The sequence below is a fragment of the Ornithinibacillus liuyingii genome, from assembly GCF_055550225.1.
In genome coordinates this window covers 175,090-192,845 of record NZ_JBPWOS010000002.1, presented here as the reverse complement: position 1 = coordinate 192,845, position 17,756 = coordinate 175,090, and the positions used below count along the sequence as shown (strand labels likewise).

The window sequence follows — 17,756 nt, the reverse complement described above, 5'->3', positions numbered from 1 at the left end:
TACCTTTACAAAAATAAAAAATGGTATTAGCCCTCTACGCCAATACCATTTTCATTTTAATAATGGGCAAGCAATCCTTTTTTCATCGCAAACTTTTCACAACGTAGGAACATAAACAGGCCTAAACCAAAATAAAATACTGCGTTAAAGACAAGAATTAGAATATCTGCCATTTGAAACTGTGTAATGCTCATGTCATTAATCATAATAGCTCTTACCATATCAATCCCTTTAACAAATGGGAAAAAGGCTAAGAACGGCGCAACCGAAATTGATACAAAGGTAAGTGCAGCTAATATGAACTGGAGAATTTGTAAAAATGCTTGAATCTGCTTGAGAATCATCGTTAATCCTGCAATCATGAATCCAAGTCCAAACATACTAATCAAGGTTAAAAAGAATACTGGTAAAATGGAAAGTACATCAATATTTAGCCACTGCCCAGAGGTCAGCATACTTACATACAACAAACCGATTATCATGATGAAATTGACAATAGTAATGGAAATTAAACGCGACACCATGATTTTCCATATCCCCATTGGAGACATCCCTAATTGCTCCAGTGTTCCTTGTGTTGCCTCATTCGTAATTTGCCAGCCAATATCATTTACGACGAGCATCGCTAAAAACCAGAAAATATAGTTGACAATCACGTATTGTATATTGGCATCTTGTGTACTTGGGTCACCAATTAAGGTAATGCCAAAGAACATGCCTAGAAATATGACGTAAAATGTGACTAGAATCGCTATCGTGTTCGGTAGGTATCGTTTTAATAGAATATACTCTCTTTTGATATTCGCTTTAAGCACGTTCAGGAATCGCATGTTCTTCCTCCCCCTTTACAATCTTCAAAAACACTTGTTCAAAATTAATCGTCTTGCGATCAATCGTGTCTACTGGTATTTGTTCAAGCTTGAGGATATCAAATAATTCATACATTTCCTGGCTATTCGTTAAATCGACTTCCAAATTCGAATGATACGTATCAGGTGTGTAGACTAGCTGTGGGAATTTTTCTCGTAATAATCGATGTTGCTGTTCACTTAAATGGCCATCAAGCTTAATGGAATAGGCGCGTACCTCAAATAGCTTCATTAAATTATCCACGCGGTCATTTGTGACTACTTTTCCACTATTAATAATAATCGTGCGTTCACATAAATCTTGAATGACATCCATATCATGTGAGGTAATAATGATGGTTTTATGCTGTGTTCTGACAATCTCCCGTAGTATTTCACGAACCTCATATCCAGTCTCAATATCAAGACCAAGTGTTGGTTCATCTAATAAAATTACCTCACTACCAGCAAGCATTGCTACTGCAATCGCTAGCTTTTGTTGCATGCCTCGCGACAGGCGGTTTACCATTTCATTTTCTTTATCTTTTAAACGGAATTGCTCCAACAGCTCATTAATCCTACCGGCCACCGATTTGCGTGACTTCCCGCGATTACCTGCAAAATATTCTAGATTTTCTCTTACTGTTAGCCGCCAATACAAGTTACGATTCCCTTCTAGAACAGCACTAATATGCTCCCGTGCACGAAGCCGCTTCTTCTGATTATCAATACCATTAATGGTAATCATGCCACCATCTGGGATAACTAATCCACAGATCATTTTAATGGTCGTCGTTTTCCCTGCACCATTTGGTCCAAGTAATCCAACAATTTCTCCTCGATTTACAGTAAACGAAATATCATCTACTGCTGTGATCATCTCTTTTGTCTTCCGCTTCTTGTAGGACTTTCTCAGATTTTTCACTTCTACAATAGCTTTCGTCATTTCTTCCATCCTTTCTACATAAGCTCAAGTTAATTTCTACTTTTATTTTAACGGACCCCATTCACCCCTCACCACGGCCCATGGTTCGAAACCAATTCAGACTTAAGACGGAGAAGGAATAATATTCCATGGGAAAAGATGCTTATATAATGGAAAGGCTGTTCTGTCATGGGCAATTTCTTGAATGAAGAGATAAATTCTAGGGGTAATGCAAGTTGCGTAGGGATTCGAGGGATTTCTGGCATAAAATACTTCCGTACCAATGGAGAGAATTTGTGGTGTTAATATGAAGACTACTAGGGAGGTGCTCTCTCTAGTAGTCTTGTTTCATCTAGCTATCCGAATATACTGCTGTCTATCCTTTGCAAACCTTTCAATCAATCCCCGTGCCTCTAAATCAAGCTTGACTGCTGTTACATACCAAGTAACCGAGCCCTCCCATTTATCACGAAGTTTTTCATTGATGACATTGGCAAGCTCTTTAAAAGCTATCTCTTCATAATCTGTAATGGTTTCAAACATGACTTCCTTCATCACATCATATTTCGCTTTTACAATATGACTACCTTTCTTACCTTCTGGATGCAATAACTGAATTCTTTCCATTTCTATCCTCCGAATATCGCTTTACCATAGACGAGTAAATCCTTATATGGATCATTTCCTTGAATTCCTAGTACCTGACAAAATGCGGGCTCTGTTTTTAACACCCTGTTGCTTTAACTGGATTACCTGTTCTTTTATTTGTGGGTATTCTTCGAGTAGCTTGTGTTCGATTACCATATGTCTATAGGCATTTTGTTTATCTGTAGGAACAGCTTGGCCAAATAATTCAAAATCAAATCCGAAGTAGTGAAAATTAGCCTTAATTACGCGCTCGCCTCTTATCTCCGTTTCTTTCCACCTAAAGTCTTTCTTATCTTGATAAAGAGATATTAATTTTTTAGTAAAGCCTTGATAATCATGGACTTCCATAATGATATCTAAATCGGACTGTTCAACATCAATTCCTAACGGCAGTGTTCCACAAAGGACAGGATGATACGGAGCCAAATCCTGTAGTACATTCAATTTCCGAATGGCATCATATGCCTTTTGTTGTCTCTTTGAACCAGCTTTTAGTACTTTTAACGAATCAAACATTGCTCCCTCCTAAAACTGAATGCTAATCGATTTAAATGTATGTGTTCCGGTGCCATGTCTTACTACATCTTTGCGCCGAAGCTCATACACTGCATCCTGTGCCTCAAACAAAATACTCGGGTCTAGTCCTAATGTATTATGTGAGCCAAATACGCGTTGGACTTGTAAGTATGAAATACGCTCTAGCGAATCAAGTAATGCTACTGGATCTGTTGTTGGATAAAACGCATATATCGGTGTATCGGTATAGAGTAGGTCACCTGTAAATAAATATTCCCGGTCATTATCGAGTACACAAATATGTCCAGGTGAATGGCCTGGTGTATGGAAAATAGACAATAAGCGATCACCTAAATCAATCAAATTACCATCGGAAAGCAGAGCGGTTGGTTTCCCTGTAAATGGTGTATATGTATTTGGATTAAATTCTGGCGGTGTATCTACCGTAATATCACGCCCGATATCTTTACGAATCTGCTCAATAGATAATCCTTTAATTCCATTTATCAACCAGTCCTCTTCTGCATGATGAACTAATAACGTATCATATCGTCCATGGCCACCAATATGGTCTGCATGTACATGGGTTGTAATGACCACAATAGGTAGATCGGTCAACTGATCGGTAATTCGCTTTATATTATCAATCCCGAGCCCAGTATCAATTAAGGCAGCCTTTTCCGTCCCAATTAACAGGAAGGAGTGTACCTTCTCCCAGTGACCATATTCACTTATCGCAAATGTCTTCGGGTCTATTTCCTCAACCGTAAACCATCTATCCTTTATTCTCGACATTGTAATCCCCCTCGAAACAAACTATATCATTAATAATAGGCCATCTAATAGACATTATCAATGATTCTTCAGGACATTCGTTCGCCATTTTCTTCCCTTACCTATTAGCTCTATCTATCCATGAGGACCCTTCTCTATTATCTAAGTGGTCTCCTCATCTATTACGTGTTCCGAGTAATTCGCTAGCTTACTCTTACTGTGCTACTTTTTCGCACTAAAAAAGACAGCCTCCTGACTGCCTTTTTGGTCTTTATAAACCATGGTGTGGATTATTATTTTGACGCGAATGGTTTCGATTTTTCACCTTTTTTGATCCGTCTAATCCTTCGCCATATGGCATTTCTGGTGCTTTTGGTAGGTTGGGTTGTTCTTGTTGTTTCGGCCCTTTAGGTCTTGAACTCATGCTCTTCCTCCTTTCCAACTATAGCGTTAGTTTTGGGAGCGGGGAAGATTTTATGCATATAGAAAAGGTAGTAGTCATCACGAGGATGAACTACTACCCTTCAAGTAGAAAAAGGCTTTTTAAATAGACTACTTACATTAGCTTACGGAGCTAATACAGATACAATCGCAATTAACAAGATGATTGGCGTAAAGATTAGGAACCAAAAGAATAGTAATAATAATGCTGCAATCATTAACTAACACCTCCTAAAGCCTTTTAGTGAGGCCTCACATTAATAAGTTATGTCCGGTGATAGCTTTAGATTGGACGAAATAACCTCTCTATTAAAAAATGGTTATTTTCAGTAGGATTTATAACCTATTAACGCTATTTCTAGTAGGCAAGCATATATTTTTTCATACAAAATAGACTCACGCACTTACCGAGTGTTAAAGAACTGCGTACCTTTGTAATGTAGGAAAAGAAATAAAGGTGGTGATTAATTTGAAAACTATATCCTTTAAGCGTACTGCGGCTGGAAAATACCGTGAATTCAAACGAAATCGGTATTACCAATCCTCCACTACTGTTTCTAATGAAACTCCAAACTATTCCAACACCCCTCCAAATCTCAATAATCAAGAAGCCAATCCACCGTCACCTGCTCTTCTTGAGCGATTAAAGCATGAATGGCAAAGCAATAATCTCAATACGCAATGGTTGGAAGGATTACAAGCATTATTCCACGCTCTGCAGTCTGAGGAAGGAAAGAAATATAGGAAAGTACTAGTAGATGGTGTAGGTAAAGTAGCGAAAAAAATCCCTTATGAAAAGGTGGTGAACATGATGGCAAAGGATCAAAATCTAAGTGAGCTGCTAAAGAATTTAGGAGGAAATGGAAATGCTTCTGACTTATTATCCAATATGATGAATGATCCAGAAATGAGAAAAGCTGCGATGGATATGATGCAGGAAATGCTTAGTGACGAAAAGAAAATGGAGGAAATGACGGATTTAATGAGCAAAGTCTTAAAATCCAATAAAGAATAAATGCTTGTCGCCTATTTTATCTACCAATTTTAGTAGAAATAGTGAAAACATACGAACAACTTCTACCTCCTTTCATAAACTGCAACTAGAGAAAGGAGGTAGTATGATGTTACAAGATGTAAAATGTCAATTAAAACAACTAGTGAAAGGCGCTCAAAGCCGTATCGACGCACTTCGCTGCAAAATCTCATCTTCGTTAAATAAACGCTAACGACTTGCTATTAACCACTAACCGTTTGCCATATCTCTCCTTTTTACCATACAGGCTTTGGGCGCATGCTCAAAGCTTTTTATTTCTTTCAGGTAGATAGTTTTCTATCGTGACTTGTTGGGGATTATATTAAAGTTCCCATTAGAATAAGAATCCTCTTACAATCAGAGGGAATTCCACTAAATTTACTTTACATAACGTTAGGAGAACAATGAAAAACACACTGTAAAGAGTACAGTGTGTTTATTCTACCTTCATCTTCCAATTACTTCGTAAAAACATCCGTTAGCGCTGTTACGATCTGTTTCTTACGCGATACAACACCTTTTAATAGTGCACGGTTATTCGAGTCAAGTTCTACTTGGAAAGCTTCTGCTACTTTTTCAATATTCCCACCACGTGCTAGAACTTCTGAATCATTGTTTAGGATATCGGTAACCACAAATAGGAAAAGATCTAATCCTTTTTCGTTCACTGCTTTATCCATTACAGCTTCTAATTCCGCTTGCAGCTCATAGACTTTGCTTGCATCTACCGTGTTAACTTGCGCGATTTCTACTTTTGCATCGCCCATAGCAAACTCTTTTGCATCCATCGTAATAAGCTCCTCTGGGGACTTATCACTAAGGTCAGCACCTGCTTGTAGCATGTCTAATCCATACTGTTCCAGCTCAACACCAGCAATCTTCGCTAACTCATGAGCTGCATCCACATCCTCCTGTGTGCAGGTTGGGGATTTTAATAATAGGGAATCAGAGACAATGGCAGATAGTAATAAACCAGCAATTTCCTTCGTTACTTCTACTCCATTTTCTTTGTACATTTTATTTAAAATAGTCGCCGTACAACCAACTGGCTCCGCACGGAAGTATAATGGTTCTTTTGTTTCGAAATTGGATACACGATGATGATCAATCACTTCCACAATACGTACATCGTTAATATTGCTAACACTTTGTTGGAATTCATTATGATCGACTAAAATGACATCTTTCACATCAGCAGGTACAGCATCGATTAACTGAGGTGCCTCTACGTTAAAGAAATCTAGTGCATATTGTGTCTCCTTGTTCACTTCACCAAGTCGCGCAGCTTCCGCATTGACACCTAATTTATTCTTTAAATTCGCATATGCAACAGCTGAGCAGATTGTATCTGTGTCTGGGTTCTTATGACCAAAAACTAGCGTCTTTTCCATCTTCATTCTCCTTTATATGTATCACTTTTATAGCAAATTTTCCTATGTACAAGATTATCATAAATTTCGGTTGGATTGAATTTTTTTACATACGAAGTTTTACATTTTCTCTCAGAATTCTTATAGTAATAGTAGATTACTTATAAGGAAGGTTTTAAAGTGAAACGTTATATTATTGTAGGAGCAGGAATATTAGGTGCTACTACTGCATATCAGCTTGCCAAACGTGGGCATGAGGTTGTTATTGTTGACCGACACGGAATTGGCCAGGCAACAGAAGCAGCTGCTGGTATTATTTGCCCATGGTTATCACAGAGAAGAAATAAAGCCTGGTATCACCTTGCTAAAAATGGGGCGAGAATTTACCCGGAATTAGTAGCAGAATTACAACAGGATGGAATAAGGGAAACAGGATATGCCAAGGTTGGGGCACTTAGCTTACATAAGGAAGAAAAAAAGCTACTTGCCATGCAGGAAAGAGCTATAAAACGCCGCGAAGACGCACCAGAAATTGGTGATGTGACCTTATTATCGCCGGCTGAAGTAAAGGAGATCATCCCACTGGTTAATGAGGATTATGCTGCTATACATGTTAGCGGTGCAGCTAAAGTGGATGGGAAAGCTTTCCGACAAGCATTACTGGATGCGGCACAAAAACACGGGGCAACGCTAATCGAAGGCAAGGCAACATTGTATCAAAAAGATCGCCATGTCTATGGTGTTTATTTAGAGAATGAATACTATGATGCAGACCAAGTGATTGCCACTTGTGGTGCTTGGATGAATGACTTTCTCGCTCCTCTAGATATTAACTTTCAATTTAGCGGACAAAAGGGACAGATTCTCCATCTGGCAGTTCCAGGAGTAGAAAGCATGGACTGGCCCGTGATTATGCCACCTACCAATCAATCGATTGTACCATTTCAGCATCATATAGTTGTTGGGGCTACGCATGAGAATGACCAAGGCTTTGATCAGCGTGTCACCAGTGGTGGTGTACATGATATATTATCGAAAGCGTTAGAGGTCCTTCCAGCGCTTCATAATAGTACACTTCTAGAAGCACGTGTCGGATTCCGTCCGTTCACACCGGATTTTCTTCCTGTCATCGGTCCAATACCAAATACAGAAGGCATTCTCATCGCCAATGGATTAGGCTCATCTGGATTAACTACTGGTCCTTATTTGGGTATTCAACTTGCTAAACTGGCAATGGGTGAGGCTTTAGACATTTCTTTATCGGATTATGATGTAGCAGTAGCAATTGACTAATTTTATTTACTTTTCGTAATAGATTTGCTAGGATTTAATCGAGATAGGTCCGACCATATAAAGGGTGATTCAGTTGAAAAATCATAAAGGGAAGTTAGCCGTTTTCTTCATTATTATTTTTACGCTACTAGCTGCTGGTGTCGGTTACTTGTTACTAGATATTTATACACCAGATGAAAACAGTCATGCTGTTGAAATACGTATAAGCTAAAAACCGTGTCGTGGGTGTCCCCATGATACGGTCTTTTACATTTTAATCGCATATTGATTGCCACCGGCATTCTTTGCCTCATATAATGCTTGGTCAGCATTTTTAAATAGGGTTTCATAAGTATTTTCCTTATCTACGGCTAACAAGGAGATTCCAATACTAGCTGTCGTCACAAACTGCGCATCGTCAATTTTCCAGGGAGCTTTTACTACATCGATAATATCCTCCGCAATATGAATCGCATCAGCCTTCTTTTCTAGTGATTGTACGAGTAGGACAAACTCATCTCCACCAAGCCTTGCTAGTGTATCATGACGGCGAATCTTCTTCCCCACTCGGTAAGCAAATTCTGCAATGGCTTTATCGCCAATATCATGGCCAAAGGTATCATTAATTTCCTTGAACCGATCTAAGTCCATAATGATAACAGCAAACATCTCTCCTGTATTCTCGTACGAATCCAGTGCCTGCTTTAATTGCATGGTGAAATAGCGACGATTAGGGAGTCCGGTTAATGGGTCATGGTAGGCGAAATACTTTAGTTTTTCTTCGTAGCTTTTTCGTAATGAAATATCTCTGGACAAGACGACCATTTGTTTAAATTGGTTATGCTCATCATAGACCGGAGAGCCCTTTAGCTCAGACCATATCCAGCCTAGCTTTTTGTGCTTTTGTCTAAATTGAGCTTCCCACGGTTTGCCGCTTGCCTTTGATTGTTCAAACGATGCCAGTAAATGGGCAATATCATCTGGGTGAACATTATAATAGAATTCTTTCCCAATGTAATCCTCTTGATCGAATTGCAGTACATCCTGATAGGATGGAGATACATAGGTAATATTCCCTTCCCGATCGAGCATCGTAATGAGATCACCAGAGTATTCTGCAATGATTTCAAACTTATTTTCGCTTTCAGTATACTTATTTTGCATACTAATCTGTTCGGACATATCCTTACAGATGGCATAGATGCCAACTGTTTTATCATTGATGATAATAGGTGTTAGCTTTAATATCATGTCAATTTGTTTCCCGGATTTACTACACATCCGGATATTAAATTCTTCTAAAATACCATTGATTGCGATTTCAAAATACGTTTGGGCAGTGCGCACATCTTCTGAAAGGATGAGATCCGTGTAATGCATCCCTTTCAAATTTTCCTGCGCGTATCCAGTGATGAACTCCAGTGAGCGATTAACATTCACAATGATTCCATTTTCATCTGTCGCAATCACACCATCTAAATTATAATCAAACAACGATTGATAGCGTTGTTTGCCCTCTACAAGCAATTCTGTAGCCTTCTTGGCTGTCTTTTCTGCAAGTCTTCGCTCGGTAATATCTTTCACAACTGCGACAATATGTGTACATGTATTATTCTCGTCAAATAGTGGAGTCAACACATTTTCACCATATCGAACTTCACCGATAGGCGATGGAAAAAGGTCTTCATACACAACAACGCTTTTCGTATCGAGTACTTCCTGATATTTCTGATAGAGAAAATCTGCTTTTTGTTGGTTTAATACTTGATGAAAGGTTTTCCCAATAATATCCTCCTTCAAGCCAGCAAACTTTTCTACTGCTTGATTAATAAAGTGATAGATAAACCTTCTGTCATCCGTTACTTCCATAATATAAACCATATCCTGTATGCCTTTTAATAAAACATTATTTAGCAATTGTTCTTTTTGAATTAACATTGGACCCCACACTTATATTCTGATATTTTGCAAACATTTCGGCTATTTAATCAACAAATATAGTTAAAAAATACTAGATATATCCTAGGAAAACAATAGGACTTTTTACCCAATAATGTGTATTTGTTAACTATTCATGCTACAATATCATTTCCAATAGATGGTTATTTCCAATCGTATAAACTACCAATTATTGTAATATTATGTCATTTTCACCCACTTCATCTTACATCCTCTCCCATGCCGTTTCCACACCCAAAAAAGCTGATAATTCAAGATATATCAACGTAATCATCCTTAAATCAATATACTTATTTTCGACCTATCCAAGTAAGTGAAGTCCACTATATTCTATAAAAATAATAATTTTCCAATTTTTAATAAGTGTGATAAACTCAAATTATTAAGTAGCGATTTCGACAAAACTTGACAGGTGAAAATAGATGACAAAACTAAGTTTAAAAAGGATTCCAATCAATTTATGGGTATTTGGAGCTATTGCTTTAGCAGCATCTATCTATGCAGAAATAAGTGCCACAATTGAATCAGAAGGCATTTTTCTGACTATCATTATCATCATGATAGCTGTATTTTCCTATTATGGTGGGTTATATGGTGGTATTGTTTACTTCATGCTTTTTAGTGGGACAACGCTTGTTACGGGTTTATTATCCACTCCGAAGGACCTATCTGTTCACAATCAACTACCTATTGTCATTGGCTTCATTATTTCCTTATCAATTGGAACACTTGGATGGAAAATCAGAACGAATGAGGCGCAGCTTAAAAAGCTCTTCGAGAATAATGACATGACATTTTGGACTTGGGATTTAGAAACGGAGGAGTATACCTTTTCTGAAGGCTATGCCAAAATATATGGGGTAACAAGTGAGTCGATTAAGGAGAATCCATATTATTGGTTAGATGTTGTCCATCCAGACGATAAACATATACTGATTGAGGCACATAAACAACAAAAAGCTGGAAAAAAAACAACGATTACCTATCGCTTTTTCCATAGTAGTGGAGAAATTAGATGGTTACGGGATTCGGCAACACCACACATAGAAAAGAATGGTTTGGTGACCCGTATTGATGGTGTTGTATTTGATATTACCAACCAAAAACAAGCGGAACAAAAGATGGATCATCTCATTCACTATGATTCCTTAACAGGCTTAACGAATCGGATTTGGTTTAAAAGCTATCTCGATACAGCATTACTTACATCCAATAAATATGGTCGCCAGGTTGCCGTGATGTTCATTGATTTTGATAACTTCAAGCGTGTGAATGATACACTTGGACATAGTGCTGGGGATCAATTATTAATCCAAATTGCCGATCGGTTAACAGGAATTCTTCGTGACAGTGATATTGTGTCGAGGCAAAGTGGAGATGAATTCCTAGTACTAGCAGAGAATCGGGATATCGTAGAAATCGAATCGTTAGCAAAAGATATCCTCATAAAAATGAATGAACCCTATTCTATTCATGGGACAGAGATTATTTCAACACCGAGTATTGGCATAAGCATTAATCTTGACTTTGAGGACGATGCAGAAGCATTAATTAAAAAAGCTGACTTTGCCATGTACCTTGCAAAAGAAAATGGCAAGAACAATTACCATTTCTACAATGATGAACTAAATAAAAAAATGAAGCGCAAGATGATACTAGAAACCTATCTACATAAAGCAATTGAAAAAAATGAATTAACCGTCCACTACCAGCCACAATTTAACCTTACATCGTTTAAAATAGTTGGTGCAGAAGCGCTCCTTCGCTGGGAATGTCCAATGGGTAAAATACCACCCGATGAATTTATCCCTATCGCAGAAGAAACGGGTCTTATTATCCCTATTGGTGAATGGGTGCTAAGACAGGCTTGTCGTGACATTAAGCGATTTAAGGCCAATGGGTTGGAGACTTTTCCAATATCCGTCAATATTTCAACTAGACAGCTCATGGCACCAAACTTTATTGACCGCGTTCAGACGATTATTGCGGAAGAAGGCGTGGAGCCGAAGCTATTAACATTAGAAATAACGGAAAGCGCGTTCCTGTATTATGAAGATGCGAAGGATAATATTTTGGCATTACGTAATCTTGGTGTCGGTGTATCCTTAGATGACTTTGGAATCGGTTACTCATCCTTAAGTATGATTCGTAAAATTGAAATTGATGAATTAAAGATTGACCGATCCTTCTTAAATGATTCGATCAAAAATAATCGGGTCCGCTCCTTATTAGAAGCGATTATCCAAATCGGCAAGAAAATTGATACAAAAGTAATAGTGGAAGGTATTGAAACAAAGGAACAAATTGATATTTTGACCGTACATGGTGTATTCGGCCAGGGCTACTTTTATAGTCGCCCATTGCCAGTTGATGAATTTGAGGTTTGGTATACAAGTAGAAAGACTCATTTTTAATCCCTTGAATAACTCGAATTAATGTAATCCAATTTGCATTAATCCGGGTTTTTTTATTTTTTTAAACACGATATATTTTTCCCCAGCTAAGCCATTATCATGTACATGAAAAAACACACGTAATTGCTAATTAATAACTCGAATCAAACGACAGAAAAGTACACAACGTAAGCGTATAAGGAGGGGATGAAGCTGACTAAGAAATTAATTTCCATCGTATTTTTCATGATGCTAATGGCATTCACAACGGAGCAAAATGCTTCACCTGGGACTATGTTAAGTCTAGGTAATAGCCATCTTTTGAAGCACGCCACCATCGAGTCTATTGAGAACGATTCTAAGGAGGATAGCACAAAGGAAGTTCCATCATCAGAACATGCAACAAACCATTTCGTGAAACAAAAGCCTAAAAAGGTTGATGTCAGGGGAATTTATTTGAATCGTACTTCCATCAAAGAAGAGAACGTGCAAAAGTATATCGACTTAATTAAAAGCACGAATCTCAATGCCGCTGTAATTGATGTAAAAGATGATTATGGCAAAATCACCTACGATTCCAATGTTGATCTTGTCAATCAAATTGGTGCTGATAGCAATCCAGCAACGAAGGACCTCGAAAAGCTTGTACAACGGTTTAAGGATGCTGGCATCTATACCATCGCCCGAATCGTCGTATTCAAAGACCCCTATTTAGCCGCTAAAAAACAAGACTATGCTATCAAACGAAAGGATGGCACTGTATGGCAGGATCCATCCGGTACAAAGTGGATTGACCCGTATAAGGAAGAAGTATGGAACTATATGACCTCTATTGCAAAAGAAGTAAGTGAAAGTGGATTTGATGAGATCCAATATGATTATATCCGCTTCCCAGAACGGGCCAAGCAGGTTGACCAGGAAGTAACCTATGATAATCCAACAGGCTTATCGAAAGCGGAGAATATTCTCGCCTTCCTAAAGCATTCTAAGCAACAATTAAAACAACACCCATCCTACGTCTCCGCTGATGTATTTGGTTTAGTAACGACGGCTTCTGACGACATGGGCATAGGACAGGTTTGGGAGAATATTTCACCACATGTCGATTATATCTCACCAATGACATATCCTTCCCATTATGCCCCCGGTTCATACGGAGTCGCCAATCCAGACCGAGCTCCATATGACATCATGGCTCTAGCAATGAAGGATGCCAAAAGCCGGAATGCCAAATTAAAGGAACAAGGTAAAACAATCGCCACGATTCGTCCTTGGATACAGGACTTTGACTATCTGAGCACCTACACCGCTGCCGATGTACAAAAACAAATCAAAGCCCTAGAAGATCAAGGCATCACACAATACCTGATTTGGAATGCCGGTAATGTTTACACGGTAGAAGCATTTAAATAATACCAAACCGCTGAAGCGCTTCAGCGGTGTACATAGAGGAAATCCTGAAAGAAGGTGCCCAAATCCTGAAGTGCACCCTCCAAATCCTGAAACAACTGCCTCAAATCCTGAAAGACCCCTGTTAAATCCTGAAGAATATGTAAACTCGGGTAGTATAGTGGTTATTGGGGCGGATTGTCATCGTTGTTTGGGCTGTTTTTTCCGTTTGAATTGGATTTCGCTTACGAAAGTGGAGCCTAAGATGAGTAATCCTCCTATTATCTGCACCAATGTCATACTTTCACTTAAAAAGATTGCCGCCATTAACACAGCAGATATTGGATCAATATAACTCATCACCGCTATCGTTTGTGCTTTTAACCTTTTGATGGCAGAAAAGTATAACAAATAGGCAATTCCTGTATGGACAATCCCAAATACAGCAATTAATAGGATGGATCGCCAATCAAGTCCACCATAGCTCATTTCCTCCGTCATCCAAACATAAGGAAACATAACAAGACTAGCCATGCCAAGCTGCAAAATGGTCGTCTCCAGATCCGATAAATTCCGAATAAACTTATTAATGATTATCACACTGGCATATAATCCCGCTGCGACTAGCCCGTAACCAATCCCAACTAGATGATTGTAGTCGCCCCCTGTTAATCCTCCAGGCTGTACGACCAGAAATAAACCAATAAAGGCGATGCCCATACTGATCGCTTTCACCAATGTCCATTTTTCTTTTAATAAGATCGGAGCTAATACCATGACAAAAATCGGTGCAAAATAATAACTCAACGTAGCATTCGGTATCGTTGTGTACTGATATGCTTCAAATAAAAAAATCCAATTAAAGCCCATTACAGCACCAGATAATAAGAGTAAGATTAAATTCCGCTTAGAAATTCGAAAATGAACCTTTTGCTTAATAAAGAAGCTGGCAGCAATGAGAAACAGACTACCAATCACACCACGAAATAACGCAATTTCACTCGATGAAAGCTCGATATTTTTTACAAATAACCCTAAACTCCCGAAGATAAGCATTACGACGATAAATATTGCTTTTGCCCCCATATGTTCTCCCCCCTACTTCTCCATGCAATAGTTTGATTGTTGCATTATCTCATCATCCACTATCTGTTGTCTATTTCGCCTTGCCTTTTTTGCAATCGTTTGAAGGCAAGGATGGCTACTTTAAGATGTTCCTTATTAGGTTTAGAAGTAAATATAGCATATTGCATTCCATAACCAATTAAATAAATTGGTTTGATATATGTATGTTTCATAAGAAAGAGCTCATACCCTATCGACCATGAAAGACATAGCTTCAGAAAAAAATGAAACTCCTGAACTCCCGGAATCAGGCTTAACACGAGAAAAGAGATTAATGCAAAGGTAAAAAGGTTTGTACCACAATCAGTATGAATCCTAGATTGCTTCCTCACATTCTCAAAGGTTAGATCTAAGCCTTGTATAGCACAGTTTGATACCATGTGCTCTGCAGCATGATACTTTGTTGCTATTGCCGTAAAGCGAAATAACAAGACAGCCCCAACAATGAGGATAGTAAAAAATACATACGCCCACACTTCAATACGTTGTATCCACAAGTTATCAATAAATTCTAGAGCTATAATAATGATGGAAATAGCGATAACGATTATCTTCCATTTAACAATACCTTCTAAATAATTCCACCATCCACGCACAAATGGGATCCGTGAAAGCACAACATCCAAATCAAACCGATCACGATCTACATAGTCATATTCTTCATGGTCAACATCATCTACTACTACAATTTTATTCTTTTCCTTTGTAGCCTTTACGACAACCGTATCGGAATGAAAACGAACTCCATTAATAAGAGCTTCTCCCCCATGTTCCATAACACACCTCAAAATACTTTTATCTCTTTTACTTAATTAACATTATCATATATCGTTTGAGCCATGGGAAAATTAGCACTGCTCGATGTCTTTTACTAAACATCTTCATATAAATACCTTCACCTCTAAAATTCAAGAAGTGAAGGTATTTGCTTTAAACGGTTAATAGTATTTTTCCTGTATGCTGTCTTTGCTCGATTAGACGATGTGCTTCTGCAACTTCATGTAACGGAAATTCCGCTCCGATGACAATATCTAAATCTCCTCTGGCTAGGAACGGAATGACGTGCTCTGCTGCTTCCTTTAGTAGCTCAGGTCTCTTCTTCCGGGTATTACCTAGACTAAAGCCCAATACAGACCGGCAACTATTATGAAGCTCATTCGTTTTAAAATGACCGACTTCACTGCTAGAGTTACCGAAGTGCACGAGCCGTCCGTATTCTGCAAGGCAGCTCATACTTGCTTCAGACACCTTTCCAGACATGGAATCAAGAATGATGTCCACCCCCATTCCATCGGTCAATTCCAGTATGTTATCCGAAAAATCATCATATGTGAAAACATGATCTGCCCCTGCCTCATAGGCAACACGAAACTTTTCCCTGCTACCAACTGTTCCGAATACGTGACTAGCTCCTAACAGCTTGGCCATTTGTACGGCTGTCGTACCGACTCCACCTGCAGCCGAATGAACAAGAACCGTCTCCCCCGCCTCAATTCTTCCAACATCTTTTAGCAGCTTATAGCTTAAGAACGCTACAATCGGACTTGCTGCCGCTACATCCAAACTAATTTCATCAGGGATAGGAAAGGTTAATTGCTCACTAGCAACAGCATATTCCGCATAAGAGCCCGTCTTCGGAAACGCAATCACCCGTTGTCCTACCGTTAAATCTGTAACCCCTTCGCCTAGCTGGTCAATTGTCCCAACTAAATCAAGACCTAAAATAATTGGAAAATCCCCTTTCGCCTTTTTACCGGTGCGGTTTTTTATATCCGCATAGTTGACACTAGTCTTTTCCACTTTGATTAACACTTCCTGATGGCCTGGTTGCGGTGTTGGAACTTCTTTGTATTGTAATACCTCTGGTCCACCAAATTGTTCGATTACGACTGCTTTCATCTCACATCCCCCTTACTTTCCTTATCAGGTTCATTATAGCAAAATTGGATAGATGTGGTTATTGGTAAAAAGCGCTATGGAAATAGCTACTCCTGATAAACATCTTCTTTTGCATGGAAGCCATCCTGAATAACGGTTTCATCAATATTATCACGATTGACCTCGATTGGTGAAAGTAAGACCGAGGGCACTTCGATTTTTCCATTATTAATTTTACTATCTGTTTCAATCGTTTCCCCGTTGGCAAGTGCAACAGCAAGCTCTGCTGCCTCCTTGGCAAGCTGTTGAATAGGCTTATAAACGGTCATCGTTTGTGTACCTTCTACAATTCGTTGAATCGCAGCTAAGTCGGCATCTTGGCCTGCAACTGGAATGGTACCAGCTAGTCCTCTTTCCTCTAACGCTCTAATAGCACCACCTGCTGTTCCATCATTAGCAGCAATGACAGCATCAATTTGATTATCATTTGCCTCTAATGCAGCGAGCATATTTTGATAGGCATTCTCTGGTGTCCAATTTTCCGTCCATTGGTCATACACCACTTGAATATCGCCACGATCGATAAAAGGCTTCAATATGTTAAACACGCCTTTTTTTAAGAGAATCGCATTATTATCCGTAACAGATCCACCAATATACACATACTTTCCTTTAGGTACGAGATTCGTCATGGCCTTTGCTTGAAGCTCTCCTACCATTTCATTATCAAAGGAAACATATAAATCAACATTGGCGTTCTTGATAATGCGGTCATAGGAGATGACCTTAATTCCAGCTGAATGGGCCTTCTCCACAATGGCGGCCGCTGTTTCGGTATAATAAGGAACAACCACCAGTAAATCGGTACCATTACTAATCATCGTTTCAATTTGCGAAAGTTGAACCGCTGCATTTTCATTGGCTATCATAATCTCTACTTCTACACCCAATGCCTCTAGCTCTTCTTTAAACAGCTCCCGATCCTTCAGCCACCGCTCCTCTTCTAAGGTATCCATGGAAAAACCAATTTTTATGCGCTCCTTCGCTGTTGGGTCTTCATTCTGTTCTAAGACGGGACTATTCTTTTCCATTAGCGCTACTGGCTCCTTCTCACAAGCGAAAAGAAACAGAAGGAGTACAGCCGCTAAACTGCGAATGATTAGATGAACGATATGATTTCTCAAA

Annotated in this window: 16 protein-coding genes and 1 pseudogene; 5 read left to right on the top strand and 12 right to left on the bottom strand. The window is 38.8% G+C overall.

Going from position 1 to position 17,756, the window contains the following annotated elements:
• Window positions 1–56: 56 nt before the first annotated feature.
• The 6 genes and pseudogenes from ACSKT4_RS03840 to ACSKT4_RS03815 all read right to left on the bottom strand — a co-directional run bounded on the left by ACSKT4_RS03840 (window position 57) and on the right by ACSKT4_RS03815 (window position 4,135).
• Entirely contained in the window at window positions 57–830 is a 774-nt protein-coding gene (locus ACSKT4_RS03840; RefSeq protein WP_186869184.1) for an ABC transporter permease, read from the bottom strand.
• On the bottom strand, window positions 808–1,794 hold the full coding sequence (locus tag ACSKT4_RS03835; protein ID WP_465822854.1) for an ABC transporter ATP-binding protein: 987 nt from the start codon (window positions 1,792–1,794) through the stop codon (window positions 808–810). The genes ACSKT4_RS03840 and ACSKT4_RS03835 overlap by 23 nt, the downstream gene beginning before the upstream one ends.
• Before the next feature lie 327 nt (window positions 1,795–2,121).
• On the bottom strand, window positions 2,122–2,400 hold the full coding sequence (locus ACSKT4_RS03830) for a DUF6958 family protein (protein ID WP_465822852.1): 279 nt from the start codon (window positions 2,398–2,400) through the stop codon (window positions 2,122–2,124).
• 2 nt (window positions 2,401–2,402) lie between these two features.
• Window positions 2,403–2,937: pseudogene (locus ACSKT4_RS03825) on the bottom strand (DUF4269 domain-containing protein).
• Between the two features lie 9 nt (window positions 2,938–2,946).
• Window positions 2,947–3,732, bottom strand: a complete 786-nt coding sequence (locus ACSKT4_RS03820) for an MBL fold metallo-hydrolase (RefSeq protein ID WP_186869180.1) — start codon at window positions 3,730–3,732, stop codon at window positions 2,947–2,949.
• A gap of 250 nt (window positions 3,733–3,982) precedes the next feature.
• Window positions 3,983–4,135 carry a small acid-soluble spore protein P gene (locus ACSKT4_RS03815; protein ID WP_186869179.1) on the bottom strand — a complete coding sequence of 51 codons (153 nt, stop codon included), beginning with the start codon at window positions 4,133–4,135 and terminating at the stop codon, window positions 3,983–3,985.
• Window positions 4,136–4,621: 486 nt separating this feature from the next.
• Between ACSKT4_RS03815 and ACSKT4_RS03810 the strand changes: the two genes are divergently transcribed.
• Window positions 4,622–5,167: a hypothetical protein gene (locus ACSKT4_RS03810; RefSeq protein ID WP_186869178.1), complete on the top strand. Its 546-nt coding sequence runs from the start codon at window positions 4,622–4,624 to the stop codon at window positions 5,165–5,167.
• 476 nt (window positions 5,168–5,643) lie between these two features.
• Here the strand turns inward: ACSKT4_RS03810 and ACSKT4_RS03805 are convergent, their stop codons facing one another.
• Window positions 5,644–6,576 (bottom strand): manganese-dependent inorganic pyrophosphatase, encoded by a 933-nt coding sequence (locus ACSKT4_RS03805; protein WP_186869177.1) that lies wholly within the window; start codon window positions 6,574–6,576, stop codon window positions 5,644–5,646.
• 159 nt (window positions 6,577–6,735) lie between these two features.
• Here ACSKT4_RS03805 and ACSKT4_RS03800 point away from each other — a divergent pair, with 159 nt between their 5' ends.
• Window positions 6,736–7,848: an NAD(P)/FAD-dependent oxidoreductase gene (locus tag ACSKT4_RS03800; protein ID WP_465822850.1), complete on the top strand. Its 1,113-nt coding sequence runs from the start codon at window positions 6,736–6,738 to the stop codon at window positions 7,846–7,848.
• Between the two features lie 73 nt (window positions 7,849–7,921).
• A complete protein-coding gene (locus ACSKT4_RS03795; RefSeq protein ID WP_186869175.1) occupies window positions 7,922–8,059 on the top strand; it encodes a hypothetical protein in 138 nt (45 codons plus the stop codon).
• A 35-nt stretch (window positions 8,060–8,094) separates the two neighbouring features.
• Here the strand turns inward: ACSKT4_RS03795 and ACSKT4_RS03790 are convergent, their stop codons facing one another.
• Window positions 8,095–9,765, bottom strand: coding sequence for a PAS domain S-box protein (locus ACSKT4_RS03790; RefSeq protein WP_186869174.1), 1,671 nt, complete (start codon window positions 9,763–9,765; stop codon window positions 8,095–8,097).
• A 443-nt stretch (window positions 9,766–10,208) separates the two neighbouring features.
• Between ACSKT4_RS03790 and ACSKT4_RS03785 the strand changes: the two genes are divergently transcribed.
• Both ACSKT4_RS03785 and ACSKT4_RS03780 read left to right on the top strand, forming a co-directional pair.
• Entirely contained in the window at window positions 10,209–12,200 is a 1,992-nt protein-coding gene (locus ACSKT4_RS03785) for a bifunctional diguanylate cyclase/phosphodiesterase (protein WP_465822847.1), read from the top strand.
• 186 nt (window positions 12,201–12,386) lie between these two features.
• A complete protein-coding gene (locus ACSKT4_RS03780; protein WP_343457802.1) occupies window positions 12,387–13,592 on the top strand; it encodes a putative glycoside hydrolase in 1,206 nt (401 codons plus the stop codon).
• A gap of 177 nt (window positions 13,593–13,769) precedes the next feature.
• Here ACSKT4_RS03780 and ACSKT4_RS03775 read toward each other — a convergent pair whose 3' ends face one another.
• From ACSKT4_RS03775 to xylF, 4 genes are all read right to left on the bottom strand, one after another.
• Window positions 13,770–14,654, bottom strand: a complete 885-nt coding sequence (locus ACSKT4_RS03775) for a DMT family transporter (RefSeq protein WP_465822846.1) — start codon at window positions 14,652–14,654, stop codon at window positions 13,770–13,772.
• Window positions 14,655–14,713: 59 nt separating this feature from the next.
• Window positions 14,714–15,469 carry a DUF1385 domain-containing protein gene (locus ACSKT4_RS03770; RefSeq protein WP_465822845.1) on the bottom strand — a complete coding sequence of 252 codons (756 nt, stop codon included), beginning with the start codon at window positions 15,467–15,469 and terminating at the stop codon, window positions 14,714–14,716.
• Window positions 15,470–15,623: 154 nt separating this feature from the next.
• Window positions 15,624–16,592, bottom strand: coding sequence for a quinone oxidoreductase family protein (locus ACSKT4_RS03765; protein WP_186869169.1), 969 nt, complete (start codon window positions 16,590–16,592; stop codon window positions 15,624–15,626).
• Window positions 16,593–16,678: 86 nt separating this feature from the next.
• Window positions 16,679–17,755, bottom strand: coding sequence for a D-xylose ABC transporter substrate-binding protein (xylF, locus tag ACSKT4_RS03760; RefSeq protein WP_255488090.1), 1,077 nt, complete (start codon window positions 17,753–17,755; stop codon window positions 16,679–16,681).
• Window position 17,756: the final 1 nt, after the last annotated feature.

Excerpts from the sequence above, each read along its gene's own strand:
- ACSKT4_RS03840 (WP_186869184.1), bottom strand. The coding sequence starts at position 830 with ATGCGATTCCTGAACGTGCTTAAAGCGAATATCAAAAGAGAGTATATT.
- ACSKT4_RS03835 (WP_465822854.1), bottom strand. The coding sequence starts at position 1,794 with ATGACGAAAGCTATTGTAGAAGTGAAAAATCTGAGAAAGTCCTACAAG.
- ACSKT4_RS03830 (WP_465822852.1), bottom strand. The coding sequence starts at position 2,400 with ATGGAAAGAATTCAGTTATTGCATCCAGAAGGTAAGAAAGGTAGTCAT.
- ACSKT4_RS03820 (WP_186869180.1), bottom strand. The coding sequence starts at position 3,732 with ATGTCGAGAATAAAGGATAGATGGTTTACGGTTGAGGAAATAGACCCG.
- ACSKT4_RS03815 (WP_186869179.1), bottom strand. The coding sequence starts at position 4,135 with ATGAGTTCAAGACCTAAAGGGCCGAAACAACAAGAACAACCCAACCTA.
- ACSKT4_RS03805 (WP_186869177.1), bottom strand. The coding sequence starts at position 6,576 with ATGGAAAAGACGCTAGTTTTTGGTCATAAGAACCCAGACACAGATACA.
- ACSKT4_RS03790 (WP_186869174.1), bottom strand. The coding sequence starts at position 9,765 with ATGTTAATTCAAAAAGAACAATTGCTAAATAATGTTTTATTAAAAGGC.
- ACSKT4_RS03785 (WP_465822847.1), top strand. The coding sequence starts at position 10,209 with ATGACAAAACTAAGTTTAAAAAGGATTCCAATCAATTTATGGGTATTT.
- ACSKT4_RS03780 (WP_343457802.1), top strand. The coding sequence starts at position 12,387 with ATGAAGCTGACTAAGAAATTAATTTCCATCGTATTTTTCATGATGCTA.
- ACSKT4_RS03775 (WP_465822846.1), bottom strand. The coding sequence starts at position 14,654 with ATGGGGGCAAAAGCAATATTTATCGTCGTAATGCTTATCTTCGGGAGT.
- ACSKT4_RS03770 (WP_465822845.1), bottom strand. The coding sequence starts at position 15,469 with ATGGAACATGGGGGAGAAGCTCTTATTAATGGAGTTCGTTTTCATTCC.
- ACSKT4_RS03765 (WP_186869169.1), bottom strand. The coding sequence starts at position 16,592 with ATGAAAGCAGTCGTAATCGAACAATTTGGTGGACCAGAGGTATTACAA.